The organism is Orrella daihaiensis, from assembly GCF_022811525.1.
GTDB lineage: Bacteria > Pseudomonadota > Gammaproteobacteria > Burkholderiales > Burkholderiaceae_B > Algicoccus > Algicoccus daihaiensis.
Window position 1 is genome coordinate 1,110,884 of sequence record NZ_CP063982.1, and the last position, 19,633, is coordinate 1,130,516.

Below are 19,633 nucleotides of genomic sequence, written 5' to 3' on the forward strand. Positions count from 1 at the left end.
CGGTGGCACCACAGTGGGTGGGCTGGATAACCTGGGTACCACTTCTGGCACGAAGATTACCGGTGGCACGCTGTACTTGAACGGGGGCACGCCGAGCGCATCCGGCATTGGCACCATTCGTGGCACGCTGACGGTGAACGCGGAGGGTGATTTACCCACAACGGACGCAGCCTATGTCCGCACCACAGTGCAGCTGGGCACCACCTATAACGCCATCCTCGGCTGGCGCACCGGCCAAAACGTCACTGAGCTGAACATCAAAAATGGCGCATTGGTCGAGAAGCTTGTTCCTGTTAGTGGCACGAGCAACGAACACCTCTGGAACATGTCCGGCGGCGTGAATTTTGATGGGGGCGGTGAGTTAAGGATTAACGGTGGTGTGTCATCGGCCACTACAGGTAATTGGTGGGAATGGGGTGGCACGAGTGTGACCGTCACCAACCCCACCGCGCAAGCGGAGATCAGCGGGCGCATTCGCCTGCGGGTGGACAACACGCAGCCAAGTTTTAACATTCCTGCGAAAGCTGATGGCGCTGGATACTCGGGCGGTGAATTGCTGATTAGCGCTGCACTCACGGAAAGCTCTGGTGGCGGCGCGGTCACCAAAAGCGGCACAGGAACACTTGAGCTCTCGGGCTTCAATCGCTACACCGGCAACACGACTGTGAGTGCTGGCACTTTGCTGATTTCAGGCGGCGGTTCTCTGTCTGCGTCAGATGGCGGTAACTATGGTGGCAATATCGTCATTAACGGCACGCTGACCAATGCCACCACGGCAGCACAGCAATGGAATGGAGTCATTACCGGTTCGGGCACGTTGAATCAGCAAGGCAACAAGCTGACCCTGACCGGCAATAGTTCCTTTACCGGCACCACCAATATCGCCGATGACAAGACCCTGCAAATCGGTGTGAGGACCAATACGGGTGTACTGGGCACTGGCACCATCAACGTGGGTGACGGTTCTGAACTTATCTTTGATCGTACGGGTGACTCAACGGTTGCCAACACAATTGTTAGCGCCGGCACGAATGACGCCAGCACAGTAATCGTCCGAAGCTCAGGCGCCTCGGGGCAGGGCAGTTTTAACTTCACCGCATCCAATGCGGACCTTGCCGGTGACATCATTGTTGACAAAGCCCGGCTTTTAGCCACCGGTGGTCTGGGCACAGCCGACATTGATGTATTGGACCAAAGTCAGCTGATGGTTTCGATCGGCTCGAACACTTTAACGAACGATATTTCGATTATTGGTGACGGCTGGCTTGAGGGTGCAGGACGTTTAGGTGCCATTCGACTGTCGAGCGGTACCTTGTCTGGTGCCATCACATTGACGGGTGACGCCCGGATTACGAATTTCGGATCGGGCGATCGCGGCACCATCACCGGCATCATTAGTGAAACAGGTGGCAGTTGGAATCTGGAAAAAACCGGGGCCGGTACGCTGCGCCTGACCAACAAGAATACCTTTACGGGTGATTTCCTGATCGAGAACGGTATTGTTGAGTTGGCCAGTGCCGATGGTCCTGCGATTATCGGTGATGTGGTGCTCGGTACCGGCAGCAGCACCGAGCCCTATCTGCGCATGTATGAAGATAACCAGTTTGGCGCAGGCGTTGAACTGACATTTGGTAACACGGCTGGCAATTGGGGTCGGTTTGAGCTGCGCGGTACCAACCAGACACTGGCTGGACTGAACGGTGGCAGCACCAGCACGCAGGCAGGCGCTGTGATCCAAAGCCGCAGCTGGAGCAGTGCCGATGCTGATCACGCCACCGATGGCACGTTGACCTTAAACGGCAGCGGCAGCTATGAATACAACGGTTATCTGCGCGACACACAGAATGGTGGCACCAAGAAACTCAATATCGTCATGACCGGCACCGGCAGCCAGACACTGGCGGGCACTCAGCTCACCTACACCGGTACCACCACGGTTGAGAACGGCACGCTGGTCATGGCAGGCAGGCGTGCCAATGTTACAGGGGCTGACTACACCATTAACAATGGTGGCACCTTGTCCTTCACCATCGGCGATATGTGGGGCAACCACGGCGTAGTCGTCAACCCGGTGGTCAACATCAATGCGGGCGGCACATTGACCACCAACACGTTTAGCAGATTGGGTACGCTAAACATGGATGGCGGCACGCTGACCTCAACGGCAGGTGGCTGGCAAGGTTTTGCGTGGGGATTGGCGGGTAATGTCACGGTAACCGATGATGCCACCATGTCAGGCACGGGCACGATTGCGCTAGGCATGGCGCAAGCAAGCGGCACGCAGTTCAATATCGCCGACACCAAGACACTGACGATCTCAGCAAACCTGGTCAATAGCGCTGGCGTTGGCACCTCGGCCCGCCAAGCCAGTTATCTCACCAAGATAGGTGACGGTGTATTGGTCTTGTCCGGCAATAATGACTACAGCGGCACGACCACCATTAATGCCGGTGAGATTGAAGCTGGCTCGACGAATGCATTAAGCAGCAACTCGGCCTTTGTGTTGGCTGATACGGCCGGCGTGTTGTTAAACCTGAACGACTTCAGTAATACCATTGCTTCGTTAGCAGGCGGCGGTGGCACGGGCGGCAATGTGTCGCTAGGTGAAGGCACGCTGACCACTGGCGGCAACAACTCCAACACCACCTTTGCCGGGGTGATTAGCGGATCGACCACAGGCTCGCTCGGCGGCTTGACCAAGGTTGGTTCGGGTTCGATGGCGCTGACGGGTGCCAACACGTATGAGGGCATCACGCGCATTGCGGGTGGCTTTATCGACGCGGCGACATTGGCAGATGGCGAGACCGCTAGCAGCATTGGTGCCGCCACTGCTGATGTGGCCAACATCGTGCTCGATGGCGGTACGCTCAGATACAACGGCGGCACGGTCTCAATTGATCGTGGCTTTACCATTGCCGCCAACAGTTGGGGCCGCATTGCGGTTGACCAAAGCAGCAGTGTTGTGCTCACCATGTCGGGCGGCACGGCAGCCACCAATGGCCGCTTCGAGAAGGGCAATGTCGGCAAGCTGATCCTCTCAGGTAACAGCCTGTACACCGGTAATACGTCAGTGCTCGGGGGCGTGCTCGAGTTCCAGGGTGGCTTGGGTACTGCCAACAGCCCGTTTAGTTACAGCGGCGACATTCTAAACAACACCACGCTGATCTTTAACTACGATCATCAGCAAACCATTGCGGGCGTGATTTCAGGCACCGGTGACATTGAGCAGGCTGGCAGCGGCACGCTGATCCTCTCGGCACGCAACACCTTCCGTGGTGATACCGCGGTGAGCGACGGTGTGTTGAAGGTTGCACCGACTGGACGTCTGTATACCGGCTACACCAGCGCAGCGACGTTGACGATCAATGGCGGCGGCAAGCTGCAGGTCAACACCTGGCGTTGGGGCCAGGACGGCGGCATTGGTGAGCTCGCCCACGAGTCAGCACGCACGCAAGTTGATAATGGCATCATCGAATACATCGGCAATGCGATTGAGCTTAACAATGGACACGGCTTTACCATCGGTGCCGGTGGTGCGACGCTGCTGAACAACACCAACTACGAGTGGAATGCCGGCAGTGGTACCAGTATTGCTAACAGCAGCACACTGACATTTGATGGCAGTGGATCAGGCACGATTCGCCTCAATGCCCCAGTGACTGGCACGGGCAATGTGGTCAAGAACGGGTCGGTTCGTACCGTGATTGTGGCCAACAACACCTACACCGGTACCACTACGATTAATGCGGGCAAACTGCAGGTTGGTGATGGCGGTTATATTGGTAGCCTGAGTAACGCTACCACCGTCACTATTAATGCCGGCGGTACCCTCGAGTACCACCGCGGCGATCGCCAGAATGTGGAAGGCCAGATATTTGTCGGCCACAACATCACCGGTGACGGTACGCTGCGATTCAAGAGCAACAACAGCACGGTCAATGGTGCCGGTGACTATCGCTACACCGGCACTAATACGCTTTCTTCGGCTGGCACCTACGAGATCGACAACGCCCGTCTAGTCGTCTTTAATCAAACCAACCTGGGTTCAAGTGGCACGACCGTCAAAATCAAAGACGGTGGTCAGCTCTACTTGGGTTCTGGCGGCACGTTCTCAAGCCCCCTAGAAATTGAAGGCATGGGCTGGAAGCAGCCTGATGGCACGCAGTGGGGCGCGTTGTTTGGTTTCAGCTACACCGGTTCGAACGGCACTGGTGCTGGCGGTGGTGCGATCACGTACAGCGGTGACATCGATCTGACCGGTGATACACGCATGAGCGTGTTGAACTTTGGGGATATGGCGATCACCGGCACTATCAGTTCTTCCGGTGGTGACTACGGCATTGAGTTGACCGGCAACAAGACCTTAAGGCTGAGCGGTTCGAACAGCTACACCGGCGCCACGCGCTTGGTCAGCGGTGTGCTTGAAGCCAATACGATTGCTAACGGTGGCACGAACAGCAGTATTGGGGCTTCGACCAGTGATGCCAGCAACCTTTTGTTTGCCGGTGGCACGCTGCGCTATGTTGGCGCGGCTAATGCCGACACCAATCGCAGTGCCGTTTTGGAAAACAACATCACCGCCACGATTGATGTGGCCGATGCGGATGCGACACTCACCTTTGGTGGCGCGCTCACCGCAAGTGGTGCTAACCCCAGCACGGCTCGCTTCACCAAAAACGGCGCAGGCAGCTTGGTGCTGCAGGGTGACAACCGCTACAGTGGCGCGACCACCGTTTCAGGTGGTGTGCTCGAGATCAGTGCTGCTGGCACCATGACGAGCGGCAACACCGCCAATACCTACACCAACACCATCAGCATTGGCAATGGCGCAACGTTCAAGTTTGCCAACAACGATGGCGATAGCCAGTCATTGACGGGCGTGATCAATGGTGCCGGTAACTTAGTGAAGGCGGACAACAGTGAGCTTACGCTTGATGCCAACAACACCTACACCGGTGGCACCACGGTTGATGGCGGCACCTTGTGGCTGGCTCGTGGCGGCAGCGTAGGCACGATCCGGGGTGTGCTGACGGTCAATGCTGGCGGGACGGTCGACTATGCCGCTGACCATACGTTTGGCTGGGCGGCCGGGCAATCGATTCATACGCTCAACATCGTCGGTGGCACGGTTGGTGGTGCTGCACATGCCCAGCATTTCTATGGCGGCGGCACGTTTAACCTGAACATGACCGGCGGCGAACTGATCGTCGGCAGAGCGGCTACGTTTGGGTCGAACCCGGCTGGCAGGTTTAATGTGACATCGAATACGGTGGCCGATGGCACTCCCATTGCCGAGATTTCAGCTGTCGGTGGTGGCACACTCACGCTTGATCAGACCACGACGTTCCATACTGTGGGTGACCTTGAGATCAGTGCCGTCATCGATCGTCGTGGCACCAATGCACCGACTCTGATCAAGACCGGTGGTGCTGAACTGATTCTAAGTGGCGCTAACACTTATCCGGGTGCCACGGAAGTGCGTGTTGGCACGCTGCGCATCGCCCCAACCGGCAGCTTGGCCGACCCAGGCAGCAGCCGTTATGGCGGCACGATTCGCATTGATAATGGCGCGTCGCTCATTAGCGACAGCAACACCGACCAGATTTGGGCTGGCGCCATTAGCGGCAGCGGCGCGCTGACGCAAACGGGCACCGGTCGCTTGACGCTACAGGCCAACAGCACCTTCTCGGGCAACACCGTCATTGAAGATGGTAGCGTGATGCGCATCGGCAATAACGGCAGCACAGGCTTTATTGCCGGTAATGTACAGATTGATGACGGCGGCAAACTGCAATACAAGCTAAGCCCGGCTAATAACAACACCGGCCACACGCTGTCTGGCGCTGGCACGTTGGAGTTGCTAGGTAACACAGCGGTGCAAACCAGTTCCTACACGTTTAACAAAGCGAGCTTGAACTTCACCGGTGACGTCATCGTGGACACGGATGCACGACTGAATCTCATGCACGCTGATGGCATGGGGCGTAACACGCCGCAAGCAGCTGCTGGCGTCATTAAGGTCAAAGACGGCGGCTCGTTGTTGGTCAATGTGGCCAGTGGCACGACCGTGACCAATAATATTGAGATTGAAGGCCTGGGCTGGAAAGAAAACGTCGGCCAGCTTGGTGCGCTGCGGTTGGTCAGAGGTGAATTCTCGGGCAACGTTTTGTTGACCGGTGATGCCCGCATCGGTGCCTGGAAAGGCCAGGAAGGCACGATTAGTGGCGTCATCAGCGATGATGGCAAGGGCTACGGCATCGAGAAGTGGGGCAATGGTCGTTTGTACCTGACCGGTGCAAGCACCTACTCGGGTGATACGTTCGTGCACGGTGGTCAGTTGCAGCTCGCCAACCCCAACGGCCCGGCGCTTTACACCGACGCTAGCAACAACGACCCCGACAACCTCGGTCGTATGGCAAGCCCCGGCAAGATCATCATCAGCCACGTCGAACGCGCCAAATGGGATTACCCGGATGTGGCGGCCAACCTTGAGTTTGGTGAGGATCATCAGCTAGGACCGAAGGTTGATATCGTGTTTGACGGTGTCGCGGGCTACTCCTACATGTCGCTGTTTGACACTGAGCAGGAGGTCGGCAACCTTCAGGCGATCGGCAATGACCCGGGTCTGATGGTGCTGCAGAACTACGAGGATTCTGGTTTGCAGGATCCCAATATTGGAACGGGCTACGCCGGTGCCGGCACAGGTGGCCATCTCATCTTTAACCAGTCAAAAGACTTAGAGTTCTCTGGTGTGCTGCGTAACTCATGGAGCAGTAGCAGGAACACCGGTGATCCGCTTAAGCTCACCAAAAAGGGCCAAGGCACGCTCATTATCGAGAGAGGCACCCAGAACACCGGTGGCATCGATGTGCTTGAAGGTAAGTTGCAGATCGGCAAGGGCGGCTATGTCGGCTCATTACTGAATAACAACCCGGTTTATGTGGCCGCCGGGGCCACGCTGGAATACTTCCGTGGCGATCGGCAAAGCGTTGAGGGCGTCATCCGGATTGGGCACAACATCAGTGGCGAGGGATCACTGGTGTTCCGTAGCAACAACTGGAACTCCGCTGGCGTGGGTGTCAAAGGTGCGGGTGATTACCGTTACACCGGCACCAACACGATGAGTGCCGATGCCAACTTCGTGATTGATAATGCACGTCTGGTGGTCTTTAGCCAAGCCGATCTAGGTGTCAACAAGCCCACCGTCAAAGTCATTAACGATGGCCAGCTGTATCTAGGCAGCGGTGGCACTTACGAGAGCCCGCTGGAAATCGAGGGCACGGGCTGGTCGCAGCCAGGCGGCGAGCGCTGGGGTGCCTTGTTTGCCTTCACCTACACCGGCTCTAACGGCGCTGGCGCCGGTGGTGGCGCAGCAACCTATGCAGGCAAGATCACCCTGACCGACAATGCCCGTATCAGCGTGCTGAATCACGGCAACCTGACCATTTCAAGTGAAATCACCTCGGGCACTAATGCCTACGGTATTGAGGTGACCGGCAACAGAACATTGACCCTAACCGGTGCCAACACGTATCTGGGTAACACGCAGGTGTCTGAAGCCAACTTGATGCTGAATCGCACTGGTGGGCCATCGATCTACACCGATACGGCAGCTTATAACGCATTGGATGCTGCTGATCGCGGCCGAGTGATCATCGGCAACACAGATGGCAGCATTCAGGTTCGCAATGCACGCCTACGGTTTGGTGATGACAACCAGTTCGGGGTGCTTGCCGATGTTGAGTTCACCAACAGTGGCAATGGGTGGTCGTATCTTGAGACCTACGGCACTGAGCAGACTATTGGCAATATTCTGGCAGGTACCCGCCCAGAGCGCGGTGTGATTCAGGTCTGGCAAGATGGCAGCACAGCCACCGCTACTCAAGGTACCCTGATCGTCACTCAAACGGTGGATCAAACCTTTGCCGGTTATGTGCGTAACGTCTCAAGCGGCAATGCCGTGTTGAATTTCACCAAGGCAGGGGCGGCAGAGCTCAATCTTTCCGGTCCGAACCAGTTCTACACCGGTACCACGACCATTAACGATGGCACCTTGACCCTCTCCAACCTGAACCGCTCGGGCCGCTTTGATATCAACAAGCCGGGCGTGCTGAATTTCCACGTTGCCTCGGGCTCGCGCGACATGGTGGTCAACACCTCGTTTAACGGCGATGGCATTTGGCGCAAGAGTGGTAATGGCCTATTGGTCTGGGGGCCACGCGCAGCAGACTTTAATCTGGCTGCCGGTTCCTGGATTGATATTCAGGGTGGTACGTTTGTGGCTGGCTCATACGGCAACGAGAACTGGGATGACAACCGCTCAAGCCTGAATATCGCCGCTGGCGCGACCTTCCGTAGTGTGGAAGCTGAAGTCCGTGTTGATGCGCTCACCGGTGCCGGTACTTGGGCCGGTGGCTGGCGCGGCTTGAATTTCCGTAGCACGCCAGTGATTGGCGTGGCCGATGGCGCAGCCACCACGGATGCTAGTGGCCAGGCGATCAGTGAGTATGTATTCTCCGGTTCGATTGTGGACTACAACCCGGGTGCTGGTGACCGGGTGCGTAACCTGATCAAGGTCGGCACGGGCACGCAGATCTTTACCGGCAACAATACCTACAGCGGTACCACTCAGGTTCAGGGCGGCGTGCTGCAGATTGGCGATGGTGGTACCACTGGCAATCTGCCAGGCGGCAACATCATCATCACCAACGGTTCGCTTGTGATGAATCGCAGCGACGATGTGGTCATGAATCAGCGCGTCTTTAGTAGCGGCGCAGTCGACCCCTACACGCTGGCACCGATTCCCAACACCCTGAATCTGACTGGCAGCCTGGTGCAGCGCGGCACCGGCACCACGACATTCACCAACAATGACAATGTGTTTTCGGTGCAGACCAACGTAGAAAACGGTACGTTGATCTTCACTTCTGACAGCATGGCCACCCGCGGCATTGATGTGGCCGCTGGTGCCACCATGATTTTGGGCCCGAATCTCGAATGGATTGATAGCCGTATTACCTACACCGGCGGTGGAACGCTGATTCGCCGCGGCACGAACAACACCAGCATCGATCGACACCTGGTCGGTGGCAACGGTGGCGTGATCAACATGGATGCGGGTGCACGTATTGTGGTGGAGAGCGGTACGCTGCGCCTGACCAACAGTGCCAAGACTGACTGGACGAATAACCTGGCATCGCTGACGGTGAATGCGGGCGCCACGCTGGATCTATATGACAGTGGCATCGCGGTAGATGCGGCCTATAGCTTCACTGACACCAACGTCTACGTTGACGCCCTTGATGGCGGTGGCCTGATCACCCGTACGGCCACGGCCAACAACCAGAATCCGAACACGGGCGCGCTGGTGATGGGGGTAAACAACACCAACGGCACGTTCACCGGGCTTATTACCAGCATTCGCGGAACCACCAACCTAGAAAAAACCGGCACAGGTACCCAGACGGTTGCGGGTTCCGGTATCAGCATTGGCACGGGCACCGTGTTGGTGGATAACGGTACGCTACAAATCGGCGATGGCACTGCCAACACCACACTCAATAGTGGCACAGTCACCAACAATGCACAGTTGGTGATTAATCGCTCAGCAAACGCAGCTGAGTGGCTCCCAGGCATCGCAACCATTCAGAGCCAGGCGTTTGATGGCACGGGTGATATGACCATTGTTCAGTCCGGTGGTATCCGGTTTATGAATTCAGTGGCACAAGACCAAATCATCATTCAGGACACGGGTGAGGGCAGAACCATTGAGTTTGGCAGTGAAACCATGATTGCCACGGGGCTCACGGTCAATGCTGGTTCGGCTGCCTATAACGTCGATCTGAACGGTTTCCATTCCCGCATTGGCGGCCAGACGGTCTTTAACAACCGTGGCCGGGTACAGATCGGTGACAATGCCGGTGACCGCATCTCGTTTGTCGGTGGCGTACTGGCCAATGCTGCACCGACAAGCCTGAGAATCGCAGGCTTGATCGCCGCTGAAGGCGCAAGCGTGATTGACTTGAGTGCGGCCAAGGCTGAAGTGATTGGTACAGCGACAGTGGGTGGCCGCTATTTCACCAACGCCGATCCCCAGAACCCTGTGTTTACCGATGCCGCCACCGGCGACATTACCTTGGCGGATATTGAACTGGCTGACGGTGTAACGCTTACGCTTGGCACCAACATTGCTGTCATTGGTTCCGCAAAAATTGACGTCGGTGCCATTAGCGGCACCGCTGGTGGCGCAGCCTCAGACTTGAGTTTCCGCACAACCGGTGCGGTGACCGTGGCCGGTGATGTGGGCACTGACATCGGCAACATCCTGGTGGCTCGTTCAGGCGGCATTGATTTCCAGGGCAAGCTAGGCGGTGCTAGCTTGACGATTCAAGGTACGACCGATGCAGCGCTGGTTCGTGTGGCCGATGACCTCGAGATCGCAGGCAATGTCTCTGCGTCCGGTGCTGCAGCGGCTGGCACGTTGGCGTACAACATCGAGCTGCGTGGTGCTTCCAACACCGTTGGTGGCGTGACCACGCTGGCCAACACCGGCACGCTGTTGATGGGTCTGGATGCCAACGCGCAGTTTGCGTTTGAAGGTGGAGTGACCGCCACAGGCGCATCCAGCAAGACATTGGCTGGTTCGTTTACAGCCGGCGCGCAGGCAGGCGACACTGGTGTGATCAATTTCGGTGGTGCAGGTGCGATTGACTTTGCCGCCACAAGCACAATCGGTGGTGTATCGACAGGTGCTATTACGCTGGCCAATGCCACACTAGCCGATGATGCCACGTTGACAATTGGCACCGGGGTGGCGGCTAATCTGACCACCGGTTCGATTGCAGGCACGGCCGGCGCTGGCAAGAGCCGGGTGGTGATTGACACCACGGGCACGACGGCAATCGGTGGTGCTGTCGGAACTGACTTGGCGTCACTGACCATTCAGAGTGCCGGTGACATGACATTTGCCGCCGATGTGGGCGCGAGCAGCGATCGCATTGATGCGATTTATCTGAAGGCCGCAGGCGGTGCGATTGAGTTTGCTGACAACGTTTACGCCACCAAGATGGCCAACAGCGGCGGTTTTGATGTGAGCTTCTTTGGTGATGTCACGGATGTCACTGACACCATGACGTTTACCACGTCGGGCACGGTCAACCTCGGTGACGGTGCGGGTGATGTGCTGAATTTCCGTGGTGGTCTAACCCATATCGCAGGCGACACGACGCTATTTGGTGAATTGAACACCTTTAACAATCCGCTCTACACCAGTGGCTTGGGCGTCTTGGGGAACTCGAGTATCAAGCCAGGTTCGGCCATGACAGCCGTGGTCACCTTGGGCGCAGTGGTGCTAGCCGACGGCACGCAACTGAGCATTGGCAGTGGCAGCAGTGGTGCAGTGACACTAACCAGTGTGTCTGGAACCGCTGGCCGTTCGGGTTCGAACCTGACGCTTGACACCACCGGTGCGATCAATGTGACTGGCAATGTGGGTACCGATCTCGGCACAGTGCGGCTGGTGAACACCGGCAACGCGACATTTGGTGGCTCGGTTGATGCCACCAACCTGGTGGTTGAGTCTGTTGAGACTGGCAGCACGCTCACGTTCACGGGTAACACCAACATCAGCACCGACTTCTCGCTAGCAGCAGCTGCTTACGATTTGCGCATGACCGGTGGTGTGAACACCCTGGGCAACGTGCCGCTAGTGTTGGGTAACACGGGTCTGGTTGAACTTGGCAATCAGAACACGGACGTGTTTGCCACGGGTGGCCTGGCAGTGACAGCAGCATCAGGCATTGAGTTAGCCGGCACGTTCAATGTCGGTGGTGCGCTAACGCTTGGTGACAGCGACACGGCAGTGACACTGAAGGGCAACACGGTGTTGAACACCGCGCAAGCCAACGGTGCGATTGTGTTGGGCAACGTGGTGGAGCCCGATACGGCAGGCACGCACTCCTTGCGTCTGCGCTCAGGTGCGGCCAATATCACCTTGGACGGCTCGATTGGTGCGACACGCCACTTGGCTGAACTCGTCGTTGAGAACACCTCGGGTACGACCACTATTAAGGGTGACTTGACGGCAAGTGACCTGATTTCGCTTGGCAGCGAAACCACCTTGGTCGGTGACCGGGTGCTGACCGCGGACGAGATTGATTTTGTGCAGGGACTGACCGCGGACGTAGCAGGTCAATCATTGACGCTCACCGCGTTTACAGATGACTTGGATATCCTAATCGGTGGCAACGCGAACACCGATGCCAATACCTTGGATCTAACGTTTGGTGATTTGTCCCGCCTGGGTACGTCGTTCGCGTCAGTTGTGATTGGCAACGCAACTCCGGATGCGGATGTGCGTGGTGATGTCACGGTGGCGGCTGGTCAAGCTTCCACCTTGACGCTCTACAGCCCGTTGACGGTCTATGGTGATGCGCTGACGTTTGATAGCGGCACGCTGGCCACGGACACCAACAAAGCCCTGACATTTGATGCGCTTGGTGTGGTCAGTGCCACTGCAGGCACAGATGCCGCTGTGGCAGCCGGCGGCGATTTGACGATCAATTATCGTGCACTCACGACCGCTGGTCACCTGACATTCGATCGCGCCATGCAGGGCGTGAATGTGAACTTGCTGCAGCAAGGCGGCGGTGATTTCGTCTTAACGGAAAAAGTCGCTGGCACGGCAAGCTTGAGCGCCACGGACCTGGCGAACCTGCAAGCCACCAACACACTGACGATTGGTGGCAGTGGCAGCTACCCGGCAAGCAGCAGTGCTAGCCCCGTGATGACCTTAAGTGGCAGCGTCGATGGCGCACCGATCACGGCGACCGAAGTCGCTAGCAACCTGGTGCTGGACTTCAATCGCATTGAACTGAGCAACGATCTGACGCTGGCTGTTGGCAAGGCATTGACTCTGCGCAGCGCTGCGGGTGTGACGCAAGCTGCTCAAACGACGCTGGACGTTGATGGCTTGTTATTAAGCGGCCAAGGCGATGTGACGCTTGATGTTGGCAATGTCATTGCGACATTGGCATCAAACGCCTCCGGCAATATCAGCATGGGAGTGACTGACGCTGATATGACCATTGGCAGCGTAGCGGGCCAGGTAGGTGTGACCAATGCAGCCAGTCTGTCAGTCACCGGTGCGCGCTCGATCACGGTGGCTCAGGCGATTAGCGCAGCAGGCAATATCACGCTGGCTGCCGGCGTCGACACCAACGAGGCCAACGGCTTTGTGGTAGCTGGGGCAAGTGCGGACAGTATTGTGATCGGTGCTGACGCAACAGTGGTCTCATCGGCTGGCAATGTCATCCTTGATGCTGGCATGACCGGCAACTTCATCAACAACCGTGGTGCAGATGCGGTGGCCGCTGGTGGTGCCTGGCAGGTCTGGTCGGCTGGCTGGGAGCAAGTGCAAGGCACATCGAACCAGATCAACTACAGCCAGTTTGGCTCAAGCGACAACGCCAATGACATTCTGGCTAGCGGCAATGGCGCGGAGTGGGATACGACTTGGACCACGGGCACCTATTCCGGGGTGACTGCCACAGGTAACCGTTACGTCTTTGCCAGCGAGCCTGCGATTCTAGGCACAACCGTGCTGACGGTCTACACCGGTAGTGCCACCAAGGAATATGGCCAGACGGTTGATGCCAATACGCTTGGAGGCGCGCTCTATACCCGCTTGGGTGGCAGTTTGTCCAATGTCGCATTGCTCGACCGTGCCGGGGTGGGCACGGTTGATCTCAAGGGCGTGGCGTTTAGTACTGAGACCCCGAACACTACGTCGGTTACCCTTGATGATGCGTTTGTTACCAAACAAACCACATCGCTTGGCGCACAGGCCTTGACCAATGCCGGCAGTTATTCGGTGGACTTTGATGCTACTGAGGGTGTGGGTAGCATCAATCTTAAGATTGTCAACGGCCAAGTGTTGATTGACGGTGGTGCCAACGATGGCGCAGCCTATACGTATACGGTCGGCACCACGGGTTACACCTTCGCCGTTCAAAACACCGGAAAAATAACAGTCACACCCAAAGTGATTGATGCCGTGGCAACCACCACGAGCCGCCAGTACGACGGTACGGTGGCACTGACACCGGATCTCGCGGTCACGACCGGTGTCAATGATGCAAATGGTAATGCGCAAGAACTGAACCTGATCTTTGCAAACGCCGCCTTTGACAACAAGAATGCCGGCAGCCGTAACTACACGGTGTCTGGCATTAGCCTGACCGATGGTTCAAACGCGCTAGCGGCCAACTACGTGTTGCGCAGCACCAGCATCTCTGGCGTGGGTACCATCGACAAGCGTGTGATTGATGCCACGGTTACCGGCACCAAGGTCTATGACGGCACGACGGCCTTGGCTAACCCGACGACCACGGTCACCAACGTGGTGGGCAGTGAGCGGGTCGGTGTGAACCTGACCGCCACCTTTGCCAGCGAGAATGTGGCTTATGACACCAACAATGCCATTACGAGTCAGGCGCTGACGATCAGCAACGATGTATTGACCGGTGCGGATGCGTATAACTACACGGTCACAGGTGCGAACTACACCGCAAGTGGCACGATCACGCCCAAGAATGTGACACTGTCGCCCACGGCAACCGCCACCAAGGTCTACGATGGCACCAACAGTCTGGCAAGCAATCAGATCAATTACACACTTGATGGTGTGGTGACTCGTTTGAACACGCGCGACGCAGTCAGCGTAACGTCCAATGACCTGACCGCCACAGTTGCCAACGTGAATGCTGGTATCACCACGTTTGTGGGGGCAGGTACATTCATACTTGACGGTGCTGACAAGGGCAACTATCAGTTAACGGCGGGTTCTGTGGTCAGTGGCAGTGCCACGGTTGAGCAGCGTGAGCTCGCCATGACCATGGCCGCCACCAAAGTCTATGACGCGACCACCGCTGCCGCGTCTGCGCAATTCACGCTAACGAACCTGGTTGGCACGGATGATGTCAGCGTGACGCTGTCGGGTTCGGTGGCCAATGCGTTTGACAACAAGGACGTGGGATCGGGTAAGACGCTGACCATTAGCGATACCAGCGTGCTCTCGATTGTGGGTGCTGCCGGCAGTAATTACAAACTCGCATCGAGCTACAGCCACGCTGGCGGTGAAATCACCAAAGCCGATCTGGTTGTCAGTGGCTTGTCGGCCGTTGATCGGGTGTATGACGCCACACAAGTCGTCGGCATCAGCGGCTCAGCTCAGTACACCGCACTTGGCAGTGACTCGGTGACGCTGACTGGCACCGCAACTGGTTTGATGGCCGACAAACACGCTGGTATCGGTAAGGCTGTTAATGTCAGTGGCCTAAGCCTTGTTGCCGGCGGCGACAACGACAACTACAACCTGGTGTTACCCACCGATCTGACCGTGGATATCAGTCGTGCAACGCTGGCTGTCACGGGCGTGCAGATCGCAGACAAGGATTACGACACCACCACCGCCGCCACGATCACACAGGGTGGTGTGATTGCCCCGATCCAGGTGAATAATGTGGCTGATGACGTCACCCTTGGTGGTACGGCGGTGGCGACGTTTGATGATGCCAATGTCGCGCGTGACGGCAGTAATGCGGTGACGACCCAGTCGGTCACAGTCGCGGGCTACACCATTAGTGGCAGCGATGCACGGAACTACACGCTTGCGCAACCGCAGGGAGTAACCGCCACAATCAATCCGGCTGAATTGACCGTCGGCGGTATCAAGGCGCTGAGTCGCTCGTACGATGGCACATCGGTTGCAGAGATTGTGAACGCAGGTTTTGCGGAGGGTGATGCGCCTGTTGCGCTGGCCGGTACGTTAAGTGGCATCTTGGGTGGTGATGTGGTCACCCTTGATGGCAGTGCGGTCACGGGCAGCTTTGCTGACAAGAATGTTGGCAACAACAAGACAGTCACGGTGGCGGGCTTTACCTTGGGTGGTGCGCAAGCGGGTAACTACACCGTGGTCCAACCGACACTGACGGCAGACATCACCAAGGCTATGCTCGCAATCGGTGGGCTAAGCGCTGAGAGCAAAGTCTATGACGGCACGGTAAATGCAACACTGGCAGGCACCGGCGCTGCCTCGTTTGTGATTGAAGCCACCAATGAGGTCGTCCGTGGTCTGGTGATTGACAGCTACCTGGCCGAGTTTGACGATCGCCATGTTGATGCCGGCAAGACCGTGACCTTGCGCAGCCTCACGCTGGGTGGTACTAATGCCAGCAACTATGGTGTGCTGTTGACCGAGGTTAATGGCTCATTTGATCCCAATGACCCGAATTCGGCTGAACGCCTGCCAATCACCTGGGCAGCTGACATCACGCCTGCAGCCCTGACCATCACATCGACCGATGTACAGAAGGTCTATGACGGTACGAACGCCGCACCGGGTGCGACAGCAACCATTGCCATCACGGGTGACCCAACGACACAGACGCAGCTCTTTGGCGGCGATACCTTGGATGCGAGCGTATTCACCTTCAGTTTCGCTGACGTGAACGTCAGCCGAGATGGCACTGGGTTGGTGCTAAGTGACAAGGTCGTTGAGGTTGGTTTAGTGACTGCCAATAGCATTGCCGTGAACGACGGCAACGATGGCAATAACTATATCGTTTCCTTCCAAGACAACACCACGAGCCGCATTGATCCGGTGGATGTCAAAGTCAATGGTATTTCGGGTGTGAATCGGGCTTATGACGGCACCAAACAAGTGGCATTGTCCAACAGTGGCGTGACCATCGATGGCGTGTTGGCCGGTGATGCCAATGATGTCGGTGTGACGTTTGCAGCAGGCTCTTATGGTTTGATGACCGATAAGCATGCGGCTAATGGCAAGGCAATCGTCAGCTTAAGTGGTGTGTTGCTGGATGGCGCCAAGGCCGTGAACTACACCATCGTCGAGGCCACTGGGGCGACGGTTGATATTTCCAAAGCAAACCTCACTTTGCAGTTGACGGGTGCTGCTGGCTCGGTCAGTAAGGTCTACGACACCACGACCCTGGTCAGCCAGGATGATGGTGCAGTAGTTACAGGTGTTTCACTGACTGCAGTCAATAACACGCAATTGTTCGATACCGATGCTGTGGCCGGGTTCGGGCTTGAGTTTGACACCGCCACGGTCAGTCGTGCTGCAGACAACTCGGTGCTGTCGAATAAGCCGGTCAACCTCCTGGCAGCCACCTTGGTTGATGGTGCTGGTGACAGCGTCAATGAAAACTACACCATTACGCTGCAAGGCGCCAACATCGGCAAGATCACACCGTACGAACTGACTATTCAGGGCTTGGGTGCTGCTGACCGCGAGTATGACCGCACCAGCGTAGCCACGCTGACCGGCACGGCGGTGATTAACCCCTTGTTTACTGATGATGTGCAGCTGACTGGTGCGAGCACAGCAACTGCGACGTTCGTGGATTCACTTAACAATCCCGATGCCAACGTGGCGCGTAATCCGGCGACGCAGGCGGTGATTGCCAAGGATGTGGTGGTCAATGGGTTTGGTATCACCGGCGCTGCCGCTGGTAACTACAGCATTTCACAACCCACCGGCATTACGGCTCGCATCCTGCCAGTGGAAGTCACGGTCACGGGCACACAGATTACCTCAAAGGTCTATGACACGACCACGGCTGCCTCGGTTAGCAACTTTGGTTCGGTACAAGGCATTGAATACGCCACCGGGCAGTTCGAGACGCTTGAGCTCGACACTGCCAACGTTCAGGCGATATTTGCAGATCGCAATGTGGGTAGCCAAAAGGACGTGGCCGTCACGGGCTATGAGCTACTGAATGGCTCAACCGGCACCACGGGTCTGGCCTCAAACTACACCCTGGTTGATCCGAGTGGTGTGAAGGGCGAAATCACCGCCAAGACCATCGTTATTAAAACCACCAATCCAGACAACACGGTTGTCAATGGTCTGGTCGCCGAAAATAAAGTCTATGACGGCACCACGATCGCAAGCATCGCCTCCGGTGCATTCCTAGATGGCGCGTTCCTGACCGATGACGTTTCGCTTGATCTGAATACAGTGGCTGCACAGTTTGCAGACAAGAACGTCGCGAACAATATCGCAGTCTCAGTCAGTGGCGTTGAACTCTCTGGTACTGACAAGGGTAACTACAACCTGACTGCGCCGTCGGTTAGCGGTGCTGACATTACACCTGCATCGATCCGGATTGTGGGCTTGTCGGTAGCTGACAAGATTTATGACGGCACAACGACTGCTGACATCAGTGGCACGGCGCAAATATTCGCGATCGGTAATGACGTGGTGACGCTAAATGGCTACACACCAGGCACCACCACTGGTACGTTTGATAATGCTGATGCAGGAACGGGCAAGTCTGTCAGTATTGCCGGGCTTTCGCTTGGCGGTGCGCAAGCCGCCAACTACACGCTGACCGGCAGTCTTTTGGGTAATATCACGCCACGTCAGTTGACGGTTACGAATTTGACTGGCGATCATCGTGTTTACGATGGTACGGTTAACGCGACCCTGTCGGGAACGCCGATCTTGGGTGCGGGTGCCAACGGTGGCGTGGTCGGCAGTGATGACGTGTCGATCGGTGGAACCGCCACTGGCGTATTTGCCGACAAGAATGTCGGTCAAAACAAGTTGATCACCATCACTGGCCTGACACTGGCCGGTACTAAAGCCAGCAACTACACCTTGTTGCTGCCCTCGAACATCACCGCCGAGATCACGCAGAAGACCCTGACCGTATCTGGTATCACGGCACAGAATAAGGTCTACGATGGCACCAACGTGGCAAGCGTGGTGGTAGCAGATATCGTCTACAGTGGCCTGGTCGCCGGCGATGAAATTACCGTGAACTCAACTGGCGTGTTCGCTGACAGTGCCTTAAACGCCAATGATGGTCGCAAAGTCGGCACCGGCAAAACGGTGACGCTAACCAATACCTACGGTGGCGCGGATTTTGCGAATTACAGCATTAGTGACCAGACTAGCGCGACCGCTAACATCACCAAGCGTGATTTGATCGTGAGCGGCATCACCGCGGCAGACAAGGTCTATGATCGTAATGCGACTGCAACTATTTCAGTGGCCAACGCGACGCTCGCAGGCCTTGTTTCTGGCGATGACGTGACCATCATCTCTGCCACTGGCGCATTCCGCAAAGAAGATAACTCGGCTGATGACTACAACGCAGGCATTAATAAGCTCGTGGTCTTGACTGGCTCAGCCGATGGTAACGACCTTGGCAACTACAACGTCATCCATCAGGCCACCACGCGTGCGACGATTACGCCCAAGGCCATCACCATCAGTGGCATTACCGCTGCTGATCGTGGCTATGATGGCACGGTCAATGCCACGGTGAGTGTTTCTAACGCCACGTTAACGGGCCTGATCTCTGGCGATACTGTCACTGTCACGGCCACTGGTCAGTTTGCTGACAAGAACGTCGCGCGTGACATGTCAGGTGCCGTGATTGCCAAGACGGTGACGCTCACGGAAACATTCGGTGGCTCGAGTATTGGCAACTACTCGATTACAGCCCAGGGCACGGCACAAGCCACGATCAATCCCAAGGCACTGAACATATCAAGTGCTGGTCTCATCACGGCTGTCGATAAGGTCTACGATGGTTCTACTGCC

1 protein-coding gene (only partly in view) is annotated in these 19,633 nt (G+C 56.8%); it reads left to right on the forward strand.

The whole window is internal to a YDG domain-containing protein gene (locus DHf2319_RS05260) on the forward strand: the coding sequence, 48,891 nt in all, runs 15,920 nt past the left edge and 13,338 nt past the right edge, and what appears here is coding positions 15,921–35,553, spanning codon 5,307 (partial) through codon 11,851 (complete); the first codon wholly inside the window starts at nt 2. Both the start codon and the stop codon lie outside the window.